The sequence below is a fragment of the Chryseobacterium mucoviscidosis genome (genome assembly GCF_002177115.1).
Lineage (GTDB): Bacteria > Bacteroidota > Bacteroidia > Flavobacteriales > Weeksellaceae > Chryseobacterium > Chryseobacterium mucoviscidosis.
In genome coordinates this window covers 155,912-170,798 of the sequence record NZ_MVAG01000108.1, presented here as the reverse complement: position 1 = coordinate 170,798, position 14,887 = coordinate 155,912, and the positions used below count along the sequence as shown (strand labels likewise).

Annotated in this window: 17 protein-coding genes; 10 read left to right on the top strand and 7 right to left on the bottom strand. The window is 35.4% G+C overall.

Features of this window, described 5'->3' with window-relative positions; genetic code table 11:
- Positions 1 to 95: 95 nt before the first annotated feature.
- Together B0E34_RS08705 and B0E34_RS08700 are read right to left on the bottom strand one after the other, a co-directional pair.
- Positions 96 to 1,124: an acyltransferase family protein gene (locus B0E34_RS08705; protein ID WP_087708733.1), complete on the bottom strand. Its 1,029-nt coding sequence runs from the start codon at positions 1,122 to 1,124 to the stop codon at positions 96 to 98.
- 25 nt (positions 1,125 to 1,149) lie between these two features.
- Positions 1,150 to 1,920 (bottom strand): class I SAM-dependent methyltransferase, encoded by a 771-nt coding sequence (locus B0E34_RS08700; protein ID WP_087708798.1) that lies wholly within the window; start codon positions 1,918 to 1,920, stop codon positions 1,150 to 1,152.
- 87 nt (positions 1,921 to 2,007) lie between these two features.
- On the opposite strand from B0E34_RS08700, the gene B0E34_RS08695 reads away from it, so the two are divergent.
- From B0E34_RS08695 to B0E34_RS08650, 10 genes are all read left to right on the top strand, one after another.
- Positions 2,008 to 2,847 (top strand): glycosyltransferase family 2 protein, encoded by an 840-nt coding sequence (locus tag B0E34_RS08695; protein WP_087708731.1) that lies wholly within the window; start codon positions 2,008 to 2,010, stop codon positions 2,845 to 2,847.
- The gene (locus B0E34_RS08690; RefSeq protein ID WP_087708729.1) at positions 2,847 to 4,010 is read left to right on the top strand and encodes a glycosyltransferase; all 1,164 of its coding nucleotides are present in this window, start codon (positions 2,847 to 2,849) and stop codon (positions 4,008 to 4,010) included. The genes B0E34_RS08695 and B0E34_RS08690 overlap by 1 nt, the downstream gene beginning before the upstream one ends.
- Positions 4,007 to 4,570, top strand: coding sequence for an acyltransferase (locus B0E34_RS08685; RefSeq protein ID WP_087708728.1), 564 nt, complete (start codon positions 4,007 to 4,009; stop codon positions 4,568 to 4,570). The genes B0E34_RS08690 and B0E34_RS08685 overlap by 4 nt, the downstream gene beginning before the upstream one ends.
- On the top strand, positions 4,571 to 5,722 hold the full coding sequence (locus tag B0E34_RS08680) for a glycosyltransferase (RefSeq protein ID WP_087708726.1): 1,152 nt from the start codon (positions 4,571 to 4,573) through the stop codon (positions 5,720 to 5,722). It abuts the gene before it with no gap.
- A gap of 42 nt (positions 5,723 to 5,764) precedes the next feature.
- A complete protein-coding gene (locus tag B0E34_RS08675) occupies positions 5,765 to 6,322 on the top strand; it encodes a serine acetyltransferase (protein WP_087708724.1) in 558 nt (185 codons plus the stop codon).
- Between the two features lie 245 nt (positions 6,323 to 6,567).
- Entirely contained in the window at positions 6,568 to 7,236 is a 669-nt protein-coding gene (locus B0E34_RS08670; RefSeq protein ID WP_076391693.1) for a carbonic anhydrase, read from the top strand.
- A gap of 21 nt (positions 7,237 to 7,257) precedes the next feature.
- A complete protein-coding gene (locus B0E34_RS08665) occupies positions 7,258 to 7,557 on the top strand; it encodes a hypothetical protein (RefSeq protein ID WP_087708722.1) in 300 nt (99 codons plus the stop codon).
- Between the two features lie 140 nt (positions 7,558 to 7,697).
- Positions 7,698 to 9,290 (top strand): SulP family inorganic anion transporter, encoded by a 1,593-nt coding sequence (locus B0E34_RS08660; RefSeq protein ID WP_087708720.1) that lies wholly within the window; start codon positions 7,698 to 7,700, stop codon positions 9,288 to 9,290.
- A gap of 52 nt (positions 9,291 to 9,342) precedes the next feature.
- Complete coding sequence (locus tag B0E34_RS08655; RefSeq protein WP_076391687.1) at positions 9,343 to 9,981, top strand: carbonic anhydrase family protein; 639 nt, start codon at positions 9,343 to 9,345, stop codon at positions 9,979 to 9,981.
- A 175-nt stretch (positions 9,982 to 10,156) separates the two neighbouring features.
- Positions 10,157 to 10,579, top strand: a complete 423-nt coding sequence (locus B0E34_RS08650) for a hypothetical protein (RefSeq protein ID WP_123956581.1) — start codon at positions 10,157 to 10,159, stop codon at positions 10,577 to 10,579.
- A gap of 49 nt (positions 10,580 to 10,628) precedes the next feature.
- On the opposite strand, the gene pth is transcribed toward B0E34_RS08650, so the two are convergent.
- The 5 genes from pth to B0E34_RS08625 all read right to left on the bottom strand — a co-directional run bounded on the left by pth (position 10,629) and on the right by B0E34_RS08625 (position 14,879).
- Positions 10,629 to 11,192 carry an aminoacyl-tRNA hydrolase gene (gene pth / locus B0E34_RS08645; protein ID WP_087708796.1) on the bottom strand — a complete coding sequence of 188 codons (564 nt, stop codon included), beginning with the start codon at positions 11,190 to 11,192 and terminating at the stop codon, positions 10,629 to 10,631.
- Between the two features lie 90 nt (positions 11,193 to 11,282).
- Positions 11,283 to 12,224 carry a hypothetical protein gene (locus tag B0E34_RS08640; RefSeq protein WP_087708716.1) on the bottom strand — a complete coding sequence of 314 codons (942 nt, stop codon included), beginning with the start codon at positions 12,222 to 12,224 and terminating at the stop codon, positions 11,283 to 11,285.
- A gap of 103 nt (positions 12,225 to 12,327) precedes the next feature.
- Positions 12,328 to 13,179, bottom strand: coding sequence for a hypothetical protein (locus B0E34_RS08635; RefSeq protein ID WP_087708715.1), 852 nt, complete (start codon positions 13,177 to 13,179; stop codon positions 12,328 to 12,330).
- Positions 13,180 to 13,319: 140 nt separating this feature from the next.
- Complete coding sequence (locus B0E34_RS08630) at positions 13,320 to 14,063, bottom strand: hypothetical protein (RefSeq protein ID WP_087708713.1); 744 nt, start codon at positions 14,061 to 14,063, stop codon at positions 13,320 to 13,322.
- Between the two features lie 3 nt (positions 14,064 to 14,066).
- A complete protein-coding gene (locus tag B0E34_RS08625; RefSeq protein ID WP_087708711.1) occupies positions 14,067 to 14,879 on the bottom strand; it encodes a hypothetical protein in 813 nt (270 codons plus the stop codon).
- Positions 14,880 to 14,887 lie beyond the last annotated feature (8 nt).

Genomic DNA, 14,887 nt, shown 5'->3' with positions numbered 1-14,887 from the left:
ATTGATAAACAGCTATTATCAGGAACGAAAATAGGAAAAGGGAACAGCATTTCTGTCATAATTTATTCATTTATGTTTAACAAAAGTAAATATTTTTATCCGAATTTTATCTTCTTTAAATAATCTCTGCAGGGTTTTTCTATCAATTGATAAAAAATGCCTGAAATAATTATTAAAACAGGAATATAGATCCAAAAGATGATACTTCTATCATAGATTCTGAAATAATCCCACAAAAACGACCTTAAAATAAACAGAACAGGAATGTGAACAATATAGATGGCATAGCTGATTTCTCCCATATATTCCAAAGGCTTTATAGACATTATTCTGGTTAAAAAACCATTATTCAGAGAGATTAAAACAATCAGCGGAACAAAAAACACAGCCATTAATCCATCATGATAATATAGAGGAACGAAAAGAAGTGCCAATAATATTAAACTGAAAACCAGTATTATTGCCCAGTCATAGTTTCTTTGTCTAAAGTTTTTAACAAAAAATATTCCTGCGAGATTTCCGATTAGAAACTCATTAATATGCAGCAGCGGAAAGTATGAAATAAAATCATGACTTTTGGAATACCTTCCTTCATACAATCCGGAGAACATAAAATAGTTGCAAAAAACCTGAGTGACAATCCAGATTATAATGGCAATGATCCAAATCGATTTATTCTTTTTGGCATAAATATAATTGTATAGAAAAGGAAAGATCAGATAAAAGAAAAATTCTACTGAAATCGACCATCCCGGAAAATTCAAAATTAAAGCTTTACCGGGAAGCCAGCTCTGAACACCAGACAAATATGCAATAATCGGGAAAAAAGCAGTTTCCTGAGACCGAATCAACAAATAGAGAAGCAATCCAACTACATAAAGTGGATAAATTCTTGCGACCCTGTTGCGGTAAAAATCAATATAATTTATTTTTTCTTTGCTATGATAAGCAACGATCATTATAAATCCCGAAAGAATAAAAAAATAACTTACGCCGATATTCGCCTTAGCAAAAATCTCCGATATATATTTTATTTTATAAACGAAAGCGCCTTCACCATAATGAAAAATTACAATTGCTATTGCGGCTAAAAATCTTGTAAATGTAATCTGACTAATTTTCACGAATCAAAAATACATTTAAAAGTTTTTATTTAACAAAAACACCAATGTATTTTCCTTCGTATTCTACTACCGTAGTTTCAATACTATTTTTTTCGCAGAAATCCTGATAAGCAGAATTGTCTCCAATATCATCGCTAATAAAAACTCCGCCTTTTCTCAAATGCTTGTACAATTCGTTGTATGCCCAGAATCTCCCGTTATAACTCTTATCAGAATCATAATGTACAACGTCAAAAGATGCGTTGTCTGCAAAGATTTTCGGTAACGATTCTTTGTCTGCAAAACGGAATAATTTCCAGTGAGATTTCAGATTTTCAGGAACAATACATCCCACATACTGATCGCCGTCCTGCGCAAGATACGGCATATCTGAACTGTACAAAGTCCCGTTTATCTTCGTTAATGAAAGTAAAGCAGCCAGAGAAGACCAACCATAAGCAACACCTGTTTCAACGGTATTTTTAGCGTTGGTAAATTCGCATGAATAATAAATCAGTTCCAAAGCTCCTGCTCCACCCATTTTAATAGGGCAATCGTCCTGTCTTTTCTGAGAATCTTTTAAAACTTCAGCGAATTCAGCCTGAAAAGGCTCAATATCAATTCCGAAAAGTTGAAAAACCGCCTGTTTTTGAGAAATTGCTCGGGAAGCTGCCCAAGAATTGGTTTTTTCCTTTCCTTTGAATGCATTTCCCCGGTTTACGGTATTTTTTACAATCTTCCGTCCCAATTCAGGGTAAAGATCCGGTCTTTTAAGATAGGCTATAAACGTTTTGAGAACTCTGGATATTTCGCTCACTGTGTTAAATTTAAGCCACAAAAATAAAGATTTTTCTGTTATCTTTAGGATATAATTATCTTTGTAAAAATTTATTAACACAATAAGATGAAGTTTTCTGTTCTGATTGCCAATTACAACAATGGAAAATTCTTTAAAGAATGCTATGATTCTATTATAGCACAAGATTACAAAAACTGGGAAGCGATTATTCTGGATGACGCTTCTACAGACGATTCCGTGGAGGTAATTAAAAAATTAACCGGCAGTGATGAACGTTTTAAAATTTACAGAAATGAAGAAAACAGCGGTGTAGGAATCACAAAAAGCAAACTGATTGAACTGGCAGAAGGTGATATTTGCGGCTTTGTAGATCCTGATGACGCTATTACACCGAATGCGCTCTCTTCAAGCATAAAAATTTTTCAAAAGCAACGAAATGTTGTTCTTACTTACAGCAAATTTGCAAAATGTGATGAAAATCTGAAAATTCTGGAGGTTCCAAAAATCGCTCAGCAGGTTATTAATAACAGTCCGTTTTTTTTCAACTGCCCTGTAAATATTGTGCATTTCGTGTGTTTCAGAAAGGGCATTTATAATCAGACGGAAAAAATGAACACGGAAATGAAGATTGCTGAAGATCAGGATTTATATTTAAAAATGTATGAAAAAGGTAAGGTAAAATTTATTAACGAGGTAAATTATCTTTACAGGCTTCATTCCGGAGGTATTTCTCAAAATGACAACCGCCCCAAATCGAGGGAATATTTTGCCAAAGTCATTTTCAATACCATGAAACGCAGAAAATTATCTTCCATAAACGGAAAGACAATCCCGAAAGAGTACAACAGTTCTCAGGAAATCTACAGACTTTTAGAATATCAGAATTCCATTGCATTTAAAATTAAAAAGAAACTGATCATATTTGCCCAACAAATCTTTAGTTAATGACGAAAAATAATAAAATAAAAGTGCTTTTCAGGCATCGTTCTATGGAAATGGGCGGTGTGGAAAAAGTAGTTTTAAGTATGTTGAATCATCTTAACAAAGATACATTCGACATGACGATCTGTTTAAATATGAATCAGGGAGAGCTGAGAAACGAAATTCCCACTCATGTAAGAAAAATTTATCTCACAGAGGGGAGAGAAGATCTTTCAAAAAATCCGCTTATCCAAAAACTACAGTTAGCAAAAAGAAAATTAAGACTTCAGAATGCTTTGAGAAATCCTTCCATCGCTCAGAAAATTCTTAATGATGAATATGATGTAGAAATAGCTCCTACTTACGCTGCTTTTTCTGCGGTTCTCCATTCTGTTAATAAAAAATCAAAGAAAATAGGCTGGTTTCACTCCGATATTACTCTGCCGAAACTTCAGCCTTTGGTTCCTGAAATTTTAAAGCAGATTCCCCAATTTGACTATTTTATTTTCGGTTCCCAACAAACGAAAGATATTTTAATAGAAACGTATCCTGATCTTAAAATTCCCGAAAATCAGGTTATCTTAAATGCGATTCCTATTGATGAATTAAAACAGAAAGCTTTAGCTTTTAAACCTGAATTGCCAAACAAACCTGTTTTCGTTTCTGTTGCGAGACTTCACAGCCGAAAAGGTTTTCATAAACTCATGGAAGCGCACGCAAGATTACTGAAAGATGGTTTTGATCATCACATTATCATAATCGGCGACGGCGAGGAAATGAATAACCTGAAAAAACAATCGGAAGAACTTGGAGTAACGGAAAACTTCAAATTATTAGGATCTTCCATGAACCCTTATCCTTATGTAAAAAATGCAGATTTTTTCATTCTTCCTTCAGAATCTGAAAGCTGGCCTCTGATTATTGCCGACAGTCTTATTCTTCAAAAACCAATTATTTCAACCAACGTAGGAGGAATTCCTGAAATGATAGAACACGAAAAGACAGGCTACCTCATCAATTATGAAACGGATGAGATGTATGAAGCAATGAAGAAATTTCTTACAGAACCGGAATTAATTGCCGAAATCAAAAAAAACCTTATCAACATTGAAGAACAGTTTGATAATCAGAAGATTTTTAATGCTGTAGAAAATATCATTATTAATTTAGCAAAAAAAGAAAAATGATTTTCCTTTACCGTCTTATTCTGAAAATTCATACCACCTATCAAAAGATCATTCAGAAGATTTATATTAAAATTTCTGTTGCGAGAGGACTGAAGGTGGGGAAAGATGTAATTTTTGTTGAAGCTCCTGATTTTGGTTCAGAACCTTTTTTAATTGAAATCGGCGACAGAACAAAAATTACGGCGGGCTGCAAATTTATTAATCATGACGGCGCAATGTATGTCATCCGAAGTATGGAAAAATATCAGGATGCAAGAAATTTTGGAAGGATAAAGCTGGGGAAAAACTGTTTTGTAGGAAACAACTGTATTTTTCTTCCCGGATCTCAGATGGGAGACAATTGTATTTTGGGAGCCGGTTCCGTACTGAATTCAAGTATGCCCGACAATTCTGTTTATGCCGGAACTCCGGCAAAATTTATTTGTACGGTGGAACAATATGGAGATAAAGCACTGGAAAACAATGTAATGTACCCGAGAGAACTGGAGCCTGAAAGAGCAAAACTTGAAGCTTACATTAAAGAAAACATTCCTCATGTTTACAAACCCGTAAAGAAATAAATGTCTGAAAAAAAGAAAATTCTCATCCGTATAGGCTCTCTGCGCCATGGCGGAGCAGAAAAAGTTTTGGTGACTTTTTTGAAAAATCTGCCTTCCGATAAGTATGAGATTGATTTGCTGCTGAATCTGAATTCAGGAAAATATCTGCCTGAAGTTCCCGGCTGGATCAATATTCTGCATCTTCATCAAGGCGAAATGATTACGACCAACCGTCCTCATGAAATCCCCAGAAAAGCAGCGCGGGTAATCCATGAAAAGATCCTTAAAAAATTTCCGAATCTTCTTTATAAGGGAAAATTAAAGAATAAGCAGTACGACATAGAGTTTGCGGCCATTCATGGAATGCGGGATGAAATTTTAGGATCTCCTTTAAAAAGTTCAAAAAAAATCGTCTGGATTCACAATGATCTTTCACAGGTGAAAGGCTATACAAATGATGAGATCCGTAAGTTTTTTGGGTTTGACAAAATCATGGTGATTTCTGAAAAGATAGAGCAGCTTTTTCAAAGTCTGGCAAAAAATGAAACTGAAAAACAAAAAATTGTAAAGATCTACAATCCTTTAGACACCGAAGAGTTTCTTGCCAAAGCTGACCTTCCAGTTATAAACTATCAGTTTGATCAGAATGTTCCTATCTTTATTTCAGTCGGAACTGTTTTTCCACAAAAAGGGTTCGACAGGTTATTAAAAGTTCATCAAAAACTTTTGGATGAAGGTTTTCAGCACAAAGTTTTAATTGTTGGCGACGGGTATGATTTCGAAAACATTAAAAAACTAAAATCCGAGCTTGGCATTGATGAAACAGCAATAATGTTAGGATTTACAGACAATCCTTATCCTTATTTTAAAAATGCTGATTTTTATATTTTAAGTTCGAGGTATGAAGGTTTTCCAACTGTTCTTTTTGAAGCAATTACCCTGAAAAAGAAAATTATCTGTACAAAAGTTTCCGGAGCAAACGAAATGCTAAACAATGGAGAATTGGGTCTTCTCATTGAAAATTCCGAAGAAGGAATTTATGATGGAATGAAAAAAGCCTTAACCCAGCCTGAATTTTTCGACCAATACTCCGAAAAACTGAAGAACTATGAAATGCCTTTCAATCTTGAGAATTCGGTAAGCAAAATTGTTTCTATTCTGGATGAATTGTGACTGATTAAAAATTTAAACCTGTAGAATTATTACATTTGTGGTATGGCAGAAAACTATTCCATTCTTCAGAAAGACTTTTATAGAGAAAGCGGAAAATGGCTTTCTCCATTTCAGATCTGGATAAAATGCATCAATCCGAACCTTCATTTTATTTATGTTTTAAGAAAGTCTCAGCAATATCTAAAAACACCGTTGCTGAATATTTTCTGGAAACTGGTTTTAAGGCATTATCAGATTAAGTACGGCTTCCAAATCTATCCCGAAACAGAAATCGGAGAAGGATTTTATCTGGGACACTGGGGAGGTCTTGTGATTAATCCCAATGCTAAAATCGGAAAAAACTGTAATATTGCACAAGGCGTAACCATCGGACAGCAGAATCGCGGAAAAAATCAGGGATTTCCAGCCATTGGAGATGAAGTATGGATCGGAACCAATGCCGTTATCGTGGGAGGAATTACCATCGGAAACAATGTTCTTATTGCACCAAATGCTTATGTAAATTTTGATGTCCCTGAAAATTCTGTCGTGATGGGCAATCCGGCAAAAATTTATGAATCTGAAAACGCAACGGAAGGGTATATTAATAATAAGATCTGATAAATAAAAATATTTTAGCTATCGTCATCAAATTGTTTGTAATTTTAGCATAGAATTATTACAACCATATAAAAAACATAAAATAATGATCTCTTTTATGATTTTAAGCATATTTTAATATTAAACTTTGTTAAAAGTAATTGGAATGTGACCAAAAATTATATTTTTGCATCATTATCGATTTGGTCTATTGATTTTGAAATTAATTTAAACCAAATAAATAATTAATCCTTTAAAAAGCTCTTATGTCACAGTCGTACAAAGCTATTTTTGAAAACAACAGAAAATGGGTAGAGTCTAAAATCGCGGAAAACCCTGAGTTTTTTCATGATCTTGCCAAAACCCAGCATCCGGATTATCTTTACATCGGATGTTCAGACAGCCGCGCGACTGCAGAAGAACTGATGGGAGCCAAACCGGGAGAAGTTTTTGTCCACAGAAATATAGCCAATGTGGTGAATACTCTGGATATGAGTTCTACAGCCGTTATTCAGTATGCCGTGGAACACCTTAAAGTAAAAGACATCATTGTTTGCGGACATTATAACTGCGGAGGCGTAAAAGCAGCGATGACTTCTCAGGATTTAGGATTGCTGAATCCGTGGTTAAGAACCATCCGTGATGTATACAGATTGCATCAGGCTGAACTGGATTCTATTACAGACGAAGACAAACGCTACGACAGACTGGTAGAACTTAACGTACAGGAACAGTGCATTAACGTTATCAAAATGGCGTGTGTACAGGAAAGATATATTTTAGAGGAATATCCCGTAGTTCACGGTTGGGTTTTCGATCTGAGAACCGGAAAAATCATCGATCTGGAGATCGATTTTGAAAAAATATTAAAAGATATCCAGAAAATTTATAACCTTACCAGCTCAGACTGGGTAATGAGCAGAAAGACCAAATAATTTTTATATAAAGAATGTAAAATGAAACTCTGGAGTATTATTACATTACTGTTTTTTCTCAACTTTACGGCTTTACCGAGTATTGCCGCAGTTTTCGGTTGGGATCTTACAAGAACCAATGTAGTAATTAATGAAGAAGAGCCACATTCCCACCCCTCGACTTTTATCGTTTATGAAAAAACACTTCCTAAAACTCTGGATGTTTTCGATTATCTGAAGTTTTATGAACCCTCACTGGAAGACAGATCGTTTGTACTGATAGACGATTCTTTTCATCTGTCTCCATTGCTTACCATATTTTCTCCGCCTCCGGAAGCGTAATTTTTACCGTTAGATTTTTTTGATAGCTATTCTTTGTCATACCATTGATATTGAATAAACACGTGCTTTAAAAATTACATTTTCCAAACTTTACAACGGTCTGTTCATAAAAACAGATCACTATTCACAGCATTTTCATCATGAAAAAAACATCATTAATCGGAGGAATTAAGGAGAATTTCCCTTCAGGACTCGTGGTATTTTTAGTAGCGCTTCCTTTATGTTTAGGGATCGCATTGGCTTCTGGAGCTCCGCCTTTGTCCGGAATCATCGCCGGAATCGTCGGAGGTCTTGTTGTAGGATCCATCAGTAATTCGAATATTTCCGTTTCAGGTCCTGCAGCGGGATTAACGGCCATTGTTTTAACTGCCATTACAGATCTTGGCGCATTCGAACTTTTCCTTTGTGCCGGAATTATTGCAGGATTGCTACAATTGATTTTAGGATTTATAAGAGCGGGAAGTATTTCCAATTATTTTCCTAATAACGTTATCGAAGGAATGCTTGCTGCAATCGGGATCATCATTATCCTGAAACAGATTCCTCACGCTTTGGGATTTGATAAGGATTATGAAGGACATGAATCTATATTCGACAATGGTCTTAATTTCGGATATTTTACAGAATTATTCGGAGCGATTCAGCCGGGTGCGATCATTATTACCTTAATTTCGGTAGCAATCCTAATTACCTGGGACAAAGTTCCAGCTCTTAAAAGAATTAAAATGCTTCCGGGAGCTTTGGTTGCCGTTGTAACTGGAATCATCCTGAACCAGATCTTTAAAATGACAGGAAGTTCATTGGAAATCCAGACCCAGCATTTGGTTTCCTTACCGGTCCCCCAGTCTTTTGATGATTTTAAAAACCTTGTGACGATGCCGGATTTTAACGGATTCACCAATCCGAAAGTGTTGATTGCAGGAGCAACAATCGCTATTGTAGCCTCTATTGAAACCCTGCTTTGTATTGAAGCTTCCGACAGACTGGATGTACAGAGAAGAATTACCGATACCAATCTGGAATTGAAAGCTCAGGGAATCGGAAACTTAATCAGTTCATTCATCGGCGGACTTCCGATGACTTCTGTGGTGGTAAGAAGTTCGGCAAATGCCAATTCGGGAGCGACTTCAAAATTATCAACCATTATTCATGGAATTTTATTGCTGATCTGTGTATTATCGATTCCGGTAGTTTTAAATTTAATTCCATTGGCAACTTTGGCAGCAGTATTAATTATGGTGGGGTATAAACTGGCGAAACCTGCAACATTTAAACATTTCTGGCATTTAGGGAAGTTCCAGTTCATTCCTTTTATTGCAACGGTAGTGGCTGTTGTGGCAACCGATTTGTTAAAAGGTGTTGGAATAGGTCTTGCTATTTCAGTATTCTATATTCTTCAGGGAAATATGAAGAGAGCTTATTATTTAAGCCGTGAGAAGCTGGATGATGCAGATGAAATAAAAATGAAACTGGCGGAAGAAGTTTCTTTCCTGAATAAAGCGGCTATCAAAAAAACATTAAAAAACATTCAGCCAAATTCTAAAGTAATTATTGATGCGAGAGAAACATCTTATATTGCAACCGATGTTCTGGAAATGATTCAGGATTTTGCCAATATCCGTGCAAAAGAAGAAGACATTACGGTTGAATTGTTAGGATTTAAAACGTCTTACAGAGATTATGAAAGAGATGAAGAATCTCACATTTTAGTTACGCATAAAAGAGCAATGTAAGCTCAAAACAATAAATTTTATACCTTTAAAAATTCAATTTAATAAAAATTATATGAAAGCACATACATCCGAAACACAATCGACGATTACTCCTGAAAAAGCATTAAACTTTTTAAAGGAAGGAAACCAGAGATTTGTAAATAACTTAAAGGCTAACAGAGATCTTTTGGAGCAGGTAAACGCGACCCGTGAAGGACAATGGCCTTTTGCGGTAGTATTAAGCTGTATCGACAGCCGTACTTCTGCAGAGCTTATCTTCGATCAGGGATTGGGAGATATTTTCAGCATCAGAATTGCGGGAAATTTCGTTAATCAGGATATTTTAGGATCTATGGAATTCGGTTGTAACGTTGCCGGTTCAAAGCTTGTCGTAGTATTGGGGCACACAAAATGCGGTGCTTTAAAAGGCGGTCTTGATGCAGCAAAAATCGAAGGTTTGGGAATGGATAACCTTAACCACCTGATCAATCATTTCAACCCGATTATCAATGATATTATCGAAGAAGGAGAAGAGCGTTCTTCTGCGAATGCAGATCTTTTGGAAAGACTGAATCAGCACAACGTAATTAATGCGATTGATGATATCCGTAAGCAAAGTTCTACCCTTAGAAAACTTGAAGAAGAAGGAAAAATTAAGATCGTGGGAGCCAATTATGATGTAGAAACAGGCGTTGTAACCTGGTTAGCATAAGAAATGTTATAGTTTAGATAAATTGATTGAAAATTAGCTTTAAGAGTACAATCGCAAAGACCATCGGATTTCGGTGGTCTTTTGTTTTACTTAAAACAGTTTAGAAAAAACTCAAAGAAAATGATGACCAAAGTTTATAAAATCTTACTTTTGACCATTAAATTTTATTCTTTTCATGAAAATACGGATAAAAATATTCTGGGTGACTTGCATCTTGTTGTGCAGTACAGCTTTATATGCTCAAAAAACAGTTTCTGACACGTTAGCTTATGCTAAAAAATTTGAAACCAATAAACAAAAATATATTGGAAAACCTTTTTCTTTATTGCTGAAAGACATGACGCAGCTTCAGTTTAAGAAAGCAAAATCCGACATTAAAGAAGATCAGGAAAATGCGCTTCCGAGTACAATTTTCAGGTTTTCAAATAAAGAGGTAAATTCTCCGAATGAAGTAAGTTTTGTGATTAAATGGAAAGCAGACACAGCTCCTGTAACTCCGATAGAATTTTTTGAGCAGGAACATAATTATCATTTTACGCTTAATGAAAGAAACTTTTTCGAAAAGAAGATCATAAAAGATATTGTGGTGTACAAATAACAAAAAAACCTCCATTTCCGGAGGTTTTTGATATATTATTTTCGGAGAATTATTTTCCATTGAATGCAGACATCGTATTGTTAATCCCTGCGAATACAAATGAGAGACACGCTTTGGAGAATTTTTCAATTCTTTCCGGAAGTTTTTCGTTTTCTTCTTCATTCCAGGTTCCCAAAACATAATCTACCTGTCTTCCTTCCGAGAAATCGGCAGAAATTCCAAAACGCAGACGGGCATAATTCTGTGTCTGCAATACTTCATTGATGTTTTTTAAGCCGTTGTGTCCTGCATCTGAACCTTTTCCTTTCATTCTTAAAGTTCCAAAAGGCAGAGCCAGATCGTCTGTTACAATAAGAACATTTTCCAGAGGAATGTTTTCTTTCTGCATCCAGTAACGTACAGCATTTCCGGAAAGATTCATGTAAGTATCCGGTTTTAAGACTAGGACTCTTCTTCCCTTGTATTTCCCGTCTGCCATCCAGCCGAAATTGGTGGTATTGAAAGAAACTTCCATAGTTTCCGCTAATTTGTCTGCAACTTTAAAGCCTATATTGTGACGTGTATTTTCGTATTCTGCGCCTTTATTTCCAAGACCGACAATTAAATATTTCATTGAGAAATTTTTTGCAAAATTAAAGGATTTCAAATAAAAAAACCCAACCTTCATGAAGATTGAGTTTTTTATTATTTTAATTGTAAATTTTTACAAAGGTTTATAGATGTAATTTATTCCATATCCTTTCTGCATATAAGTCTGTGCATCGTAGTTGTAATTTGTGGAGAATACAACCGGTGTAGGAATTGGTGTGGTTAAATCTGTTACAGAATATCTCTGAGGGCTGTTCGGTGACAAAATCCAGCTTTTTACATCATTCGCTTCCGTTGATAATAGTCTTGAAATTTTGTACGCATTCGGAATTAAAGTAAACGGATTGATTTTCGTATCATAATTTGTAAACTCGTATCCCAGTTTGGTTGTTGCCGCACCCATAGTTCCTGTAGATCCCATTGGTCCGTAATTTCTCGTTACTTTGGAAACATTATCTCCTGTATATTCATATTTTGTTTTTGAATAAGAGGTATATACAAATGGAGTTCCTGAAGCTTCAGGTCCGTTTCTCATGATAATTGAATCTAGTTTTGCCGTTGCCGCAGCATACTTGAGGGTATAAAGTGTCTTTGTCTTTTTATAAAGCGTCTGTGGTCCCGGTACTAAAGGAGTATATGGAGCTGTAGTACTTCTTTTGAAGAAAGATCTGTTTTCTGAAATGGTTTCTATTCTTCCTGTACTTCCATAAGTAAACTGCTGTGTAAAGATAACACTGTCTTTATCTAAATCTCCGTTTCCGTCAAGATCTAAAAATCCTCTGAAATCGATTCTGCTTACCTTGTCTCCGCTCCATGCTAAATCTGTAGTAGAGTTCATACTGTCTGTTACCACTTTAGACAATTGAAGACCATTGTAATAATAGGTTGCTAAAGTATCTGAGTCTGTGATCTCTCTGTATAAAGCTCTCGGACCATTCAGTCCTGTATTGTCATTAATATCCACCAGAGGATTTCCGTCTTCATCCAATAAATCTTTACAAGAATGAATTGTAGAAATACCTACCAATAGTAAAACAAAATAAAAAAGTCGTTTCATTCCAATAGGGGATTATTTATTTTTTCACAAATATAATTTTTTTTTGAATAAAAATCACGTTTTTATTCATATTATCATAAAACTAGTAAAAGATAATTCTTCTTTATAACGGTTTATAGATATATTTAATTGTCTGACTCTGATCTGAAACCGGATAATTCTGTGAATCATACAGATACCCTTTAGGATAAGAAATGGCAGCTCCGGCAGGATTCTGTATCGTAACTTTCCCTACATTATTGGCAGACAGCATATAAGAGTTGAGCTGCGTCATAGTGGAAGATACCATAAAATATTCCTTCGGAAGCGTAGTATAAGGGTTTACTTTAACATCATAATTTTCATACAGATAAGAAGTGGTAGATGCCGTGGAAGCAGTAGGAGTTCCTCCGCTCATTAACATCGTGGTGTAATCTGCTTTTACGATATTGTTTGCCGAAAAGGTAAATTTAAGTTCTGTATAATGAGTATAGGAAGTACTTCCTGCCATTTTTTTCTTCTCAACAATTCTGTACAGCACTCCGTTTGCATCATAATATACCGTAAAATCGCTGTGGTTAGCTACTCCCATAACGGTCTGATCCATTGTAAATGCGGATAATTTTCCGCTTGTATACGTAAGTGCATATGTATTATCCGTAACGTGCGGAGTTACATTATCCTGAATTTTTATCTGAGAAATTGTTGTTCCCGAATAGGTTACGGTAGAAGTAAGCGTATTGCTGGACGCAGCATCTCTTACAAAAACCTGAGAAAGCGCTCCTCCTGTTGTAACATACTCTTCCAGATCTTTTGTCCCATTGTTTACTTTGGATAAAATTCTGGGACCTGTAATCGTAGTTCCGGATGTTGTATTCTTATTCTGATTCGGCGGATCTTCCGTTGTATTGTCACAAGAAACCACAAAACCAAGGGCAATTGCAGCAAAAGTAGACAGGATGTAATTTTTGGTCATATTATTAATTTTTAATGCTGTCAAATATAATTTATTTTCTCCTATTAAAGCCTTAAAATCATTAAATAAATATCACTTTAAAATAAAAAAATCTAAAAACTTTCGCTTTTAGATTCTAATTTATGAAAAATAATCTGTTTTTAGTAAGGCTGTAAAACAGACGTTGTTAAAACAGACTGAGACATATCGGAATTCAGAAAGTTGGTATTCACTGCCGTTCCTATTCCCAAAGTTCCACTGTTCAGGTTTCGTTTTGTACAGGCAACTTTTACTTTATAATTATTTTTCGGAGTTACATTCGTAAGTGTTGTGTTCATGTTATAAATTTTATAGGAACCGTCTGTCCCGATTAAAACATCGGTTCTTACTGCTTTTAAAAGATCATCCACAAAAATTCCGCACGCAAAACCTGAAGACGAGTTTGAATTATTGGTCTTTTGAGCAGTTGTCTGAAACGTAAAAACAACCTTATTAGTTGTATTGGTTACCGAATACGTATCCTGAGCTCCTGTAATTACTGTCCAATCTGAAGTAAGCGCAGAGTTTTCTGCATAAGGAGAAGTAGAACCGTTATTTCCACTGAAGGTTACTCCTGTCTGATCCGACACTGTATTCATGGAAAATAAAGACATACTTCCCTGTCCGTCTGCAATTTTCACACTCTTCCAGTCGTTAACTGCAAGATCCGAGTTATTATGAAAAATGGTTCCTGCTGTTCCGGCTGAACCTTTTACGGTATTTGTTCCGCCCATTCTCATTTCTTTATTGATGTTCAGATCCCCGTTGATATCAAGTAAACCTACAGGTGTTGTAGTCTTTATACCGACTTGGGCATAATATCCTAATGAGAATATAGAAAATATTACTAAAGCTATTTTTTTCATGATTTAGTTTAAGATTGAATTAAATACTTGCGGTATTTCGTAAACATCCACTTTAAGCGAGGATTGTGTGATAAAGCTGTCGATATTTGAAGACACATTAATACCGATACCTAAATTTGCCGTAGTATTGTACGATTTTAATCTGGAACATGCTACACTCACTGTATGCTGCCCTTTGGTAAGGTTCTGCACCATCCCGATCTGGTTATGCGTAATAAAAGTATTGGTAGCACTACTTGCCTTTATATTTCTCTGTCTTAGATTCACAAGCTTATCGTCTACAAAAATTCCGCATGCATAATCAATAGAAATATCGGTCGTCCCATTGGCAGGAAACGCAGCCTGAACCACTGTTTCAAACTGGAAGTAGGTTTTACTTTCTGTACTGTAAACAAAGAATGGCTGAGATAAAGATGCTATTTTTTTAAACTGATTTAAACTGCTGAAATCTGTATCTTTTACAAGGGTTGTAGATCTGCTTGTTCCATTGGAAGATTCTTCCGTACTGGAAAAAGTAATCCCTGTTTTATCTGAGAAAGAGTTATTGAAAATTAAATAAAATTTATTCGGTTCATATTCCGGAATACGAAGAGACTTCCAGATCGGAGGATTTCCTGCTCCCTGCGAAACAAGTATCTGATCGTTATTTCCCTGTGAAATACTGTTATCCGTAGGATTGAAAACAGATAATTTATCTCTTAAATTAACATCACCGTTTACATCAAGAGTAGATTTCGGAGTGGGTGTTTTTATACCTATTTGCGCAGAAGATAAAATTCCTGCGGAAATACAGAAAGCTAATAATATTTTTTTCATGGAGGGAT

What these genes read in the sequence shown, in the direction of transcription:
- B0E34_RS08625 (WP_087708711.1), bottom strand. Translation starts at nt 14,879, where the DNA reads ATGAAAAAAATATTATTAGCTTTCTGTATTTCCGCAGGAATTTTATCT.
- B0E34_RS08685 (WP_087708728.1), top strand. Translation starts at nt 4,007, where the DNA reads ATGATTTTCCTTTACCGTCTTATTCTGAAAATTCATACCACCTATCAA.
- B0E34_RS08670 (WP_076391693.1), top strand. Translation starts at nt 6,568, where the DNA reads ATGTCACAGTCGTACAAAGCTATTTTTGAAAACAACAGAAAATGGGTA.
- B0E34_RS08640 (WP_087708716.1), bottom strand. Translation starts at nt 12,224, where the DNA reads ATGAAACGACTTTTTTATTTTGTTTTACTATTGGTAGGTATTTCTACA.
- pth (WP_087708796.1), bottom strand. Translation starts at nt 11,192, where the DNA reads ATGAAATATTTAATTGTCGGTCTTGGAAATAAAGGCGCAGAATACGAA.
- B0E34_RS08665 (WP_087708722.1), top strand. Translation starts at nt 7,258, where the DNA reads ATGAAACTCTGGAGTATTATTACATTACTGTTTTTTCTCAACTTTACG.
- B0E34_RS08635 (WP_087708715.1), bottom strand. Translation starts at nt 13,179, where the DNA reads ATGACCAAAAATTACATCCTGTCTACTTTTGCTGCAATTGCCCTTGGT.
- B0E34_RS08655 (WP_076391687.1), top strand. Translation starts at nt 9,343, where the DNA reads ATGAAAGCACATACATCCGAAACACAATCGACGATTACTCCTGAAAAA.
- B0E34_RS08675 (WP_087708724.1), top strand. Translation starts at nt 5,765, where the DNA reads ATGGCAGAAAACTATTCCATTCTTCAGAAAGACTTTTATAGAGAAAGC.
- B0E34_RS08695 (WP_087708731.1), top strand. Translation starts at nt 2,008, where the DNA reads ATGAAGTTTTCTGTTCTGATTGCCAATTACAACAATGGAAAATTCTTT.
- B0E34_RS08630 (WP_087708713.1), bottom strand. Translation starts at nt 14,063, where the DNA reads ATGAAAAAAATAGCTTTAGTAATATTTTCTATATTCTCATTAGGATAT.
- B0E34_RS08660 (WP_087708720.1), top strand. Translation starts at nt 7,698, where the DNA reads ATGAAAAAAACATCATTAATCGGAGGAATTAAGGAGAATTTCCCTTCA.
- B0E34_RS08680 (WP_087708726.1), top strand. Translation starts at nt 4,571, where the DNA reads ATGTCTGAAAAAAAGAAAATTCTCATCCGTATAGGCTCTCTGCGCCAT.
- B0E34_RS08690 (WP_087708729.1), top strand. Translation starts at nt 2,847, where the DNA reads ATGACGAAAAATAATAAAATAAAAGTGCTTTTCAGGCATCGTTCTATG.
- B0E34_RS08650 (WP_123956581.1), top strand. Translation starts at nt 10,157, where the DNA reads ATGAAAATACGGATAAAAATATTCTGGGTGACTTGCATCTTGTTGTGC.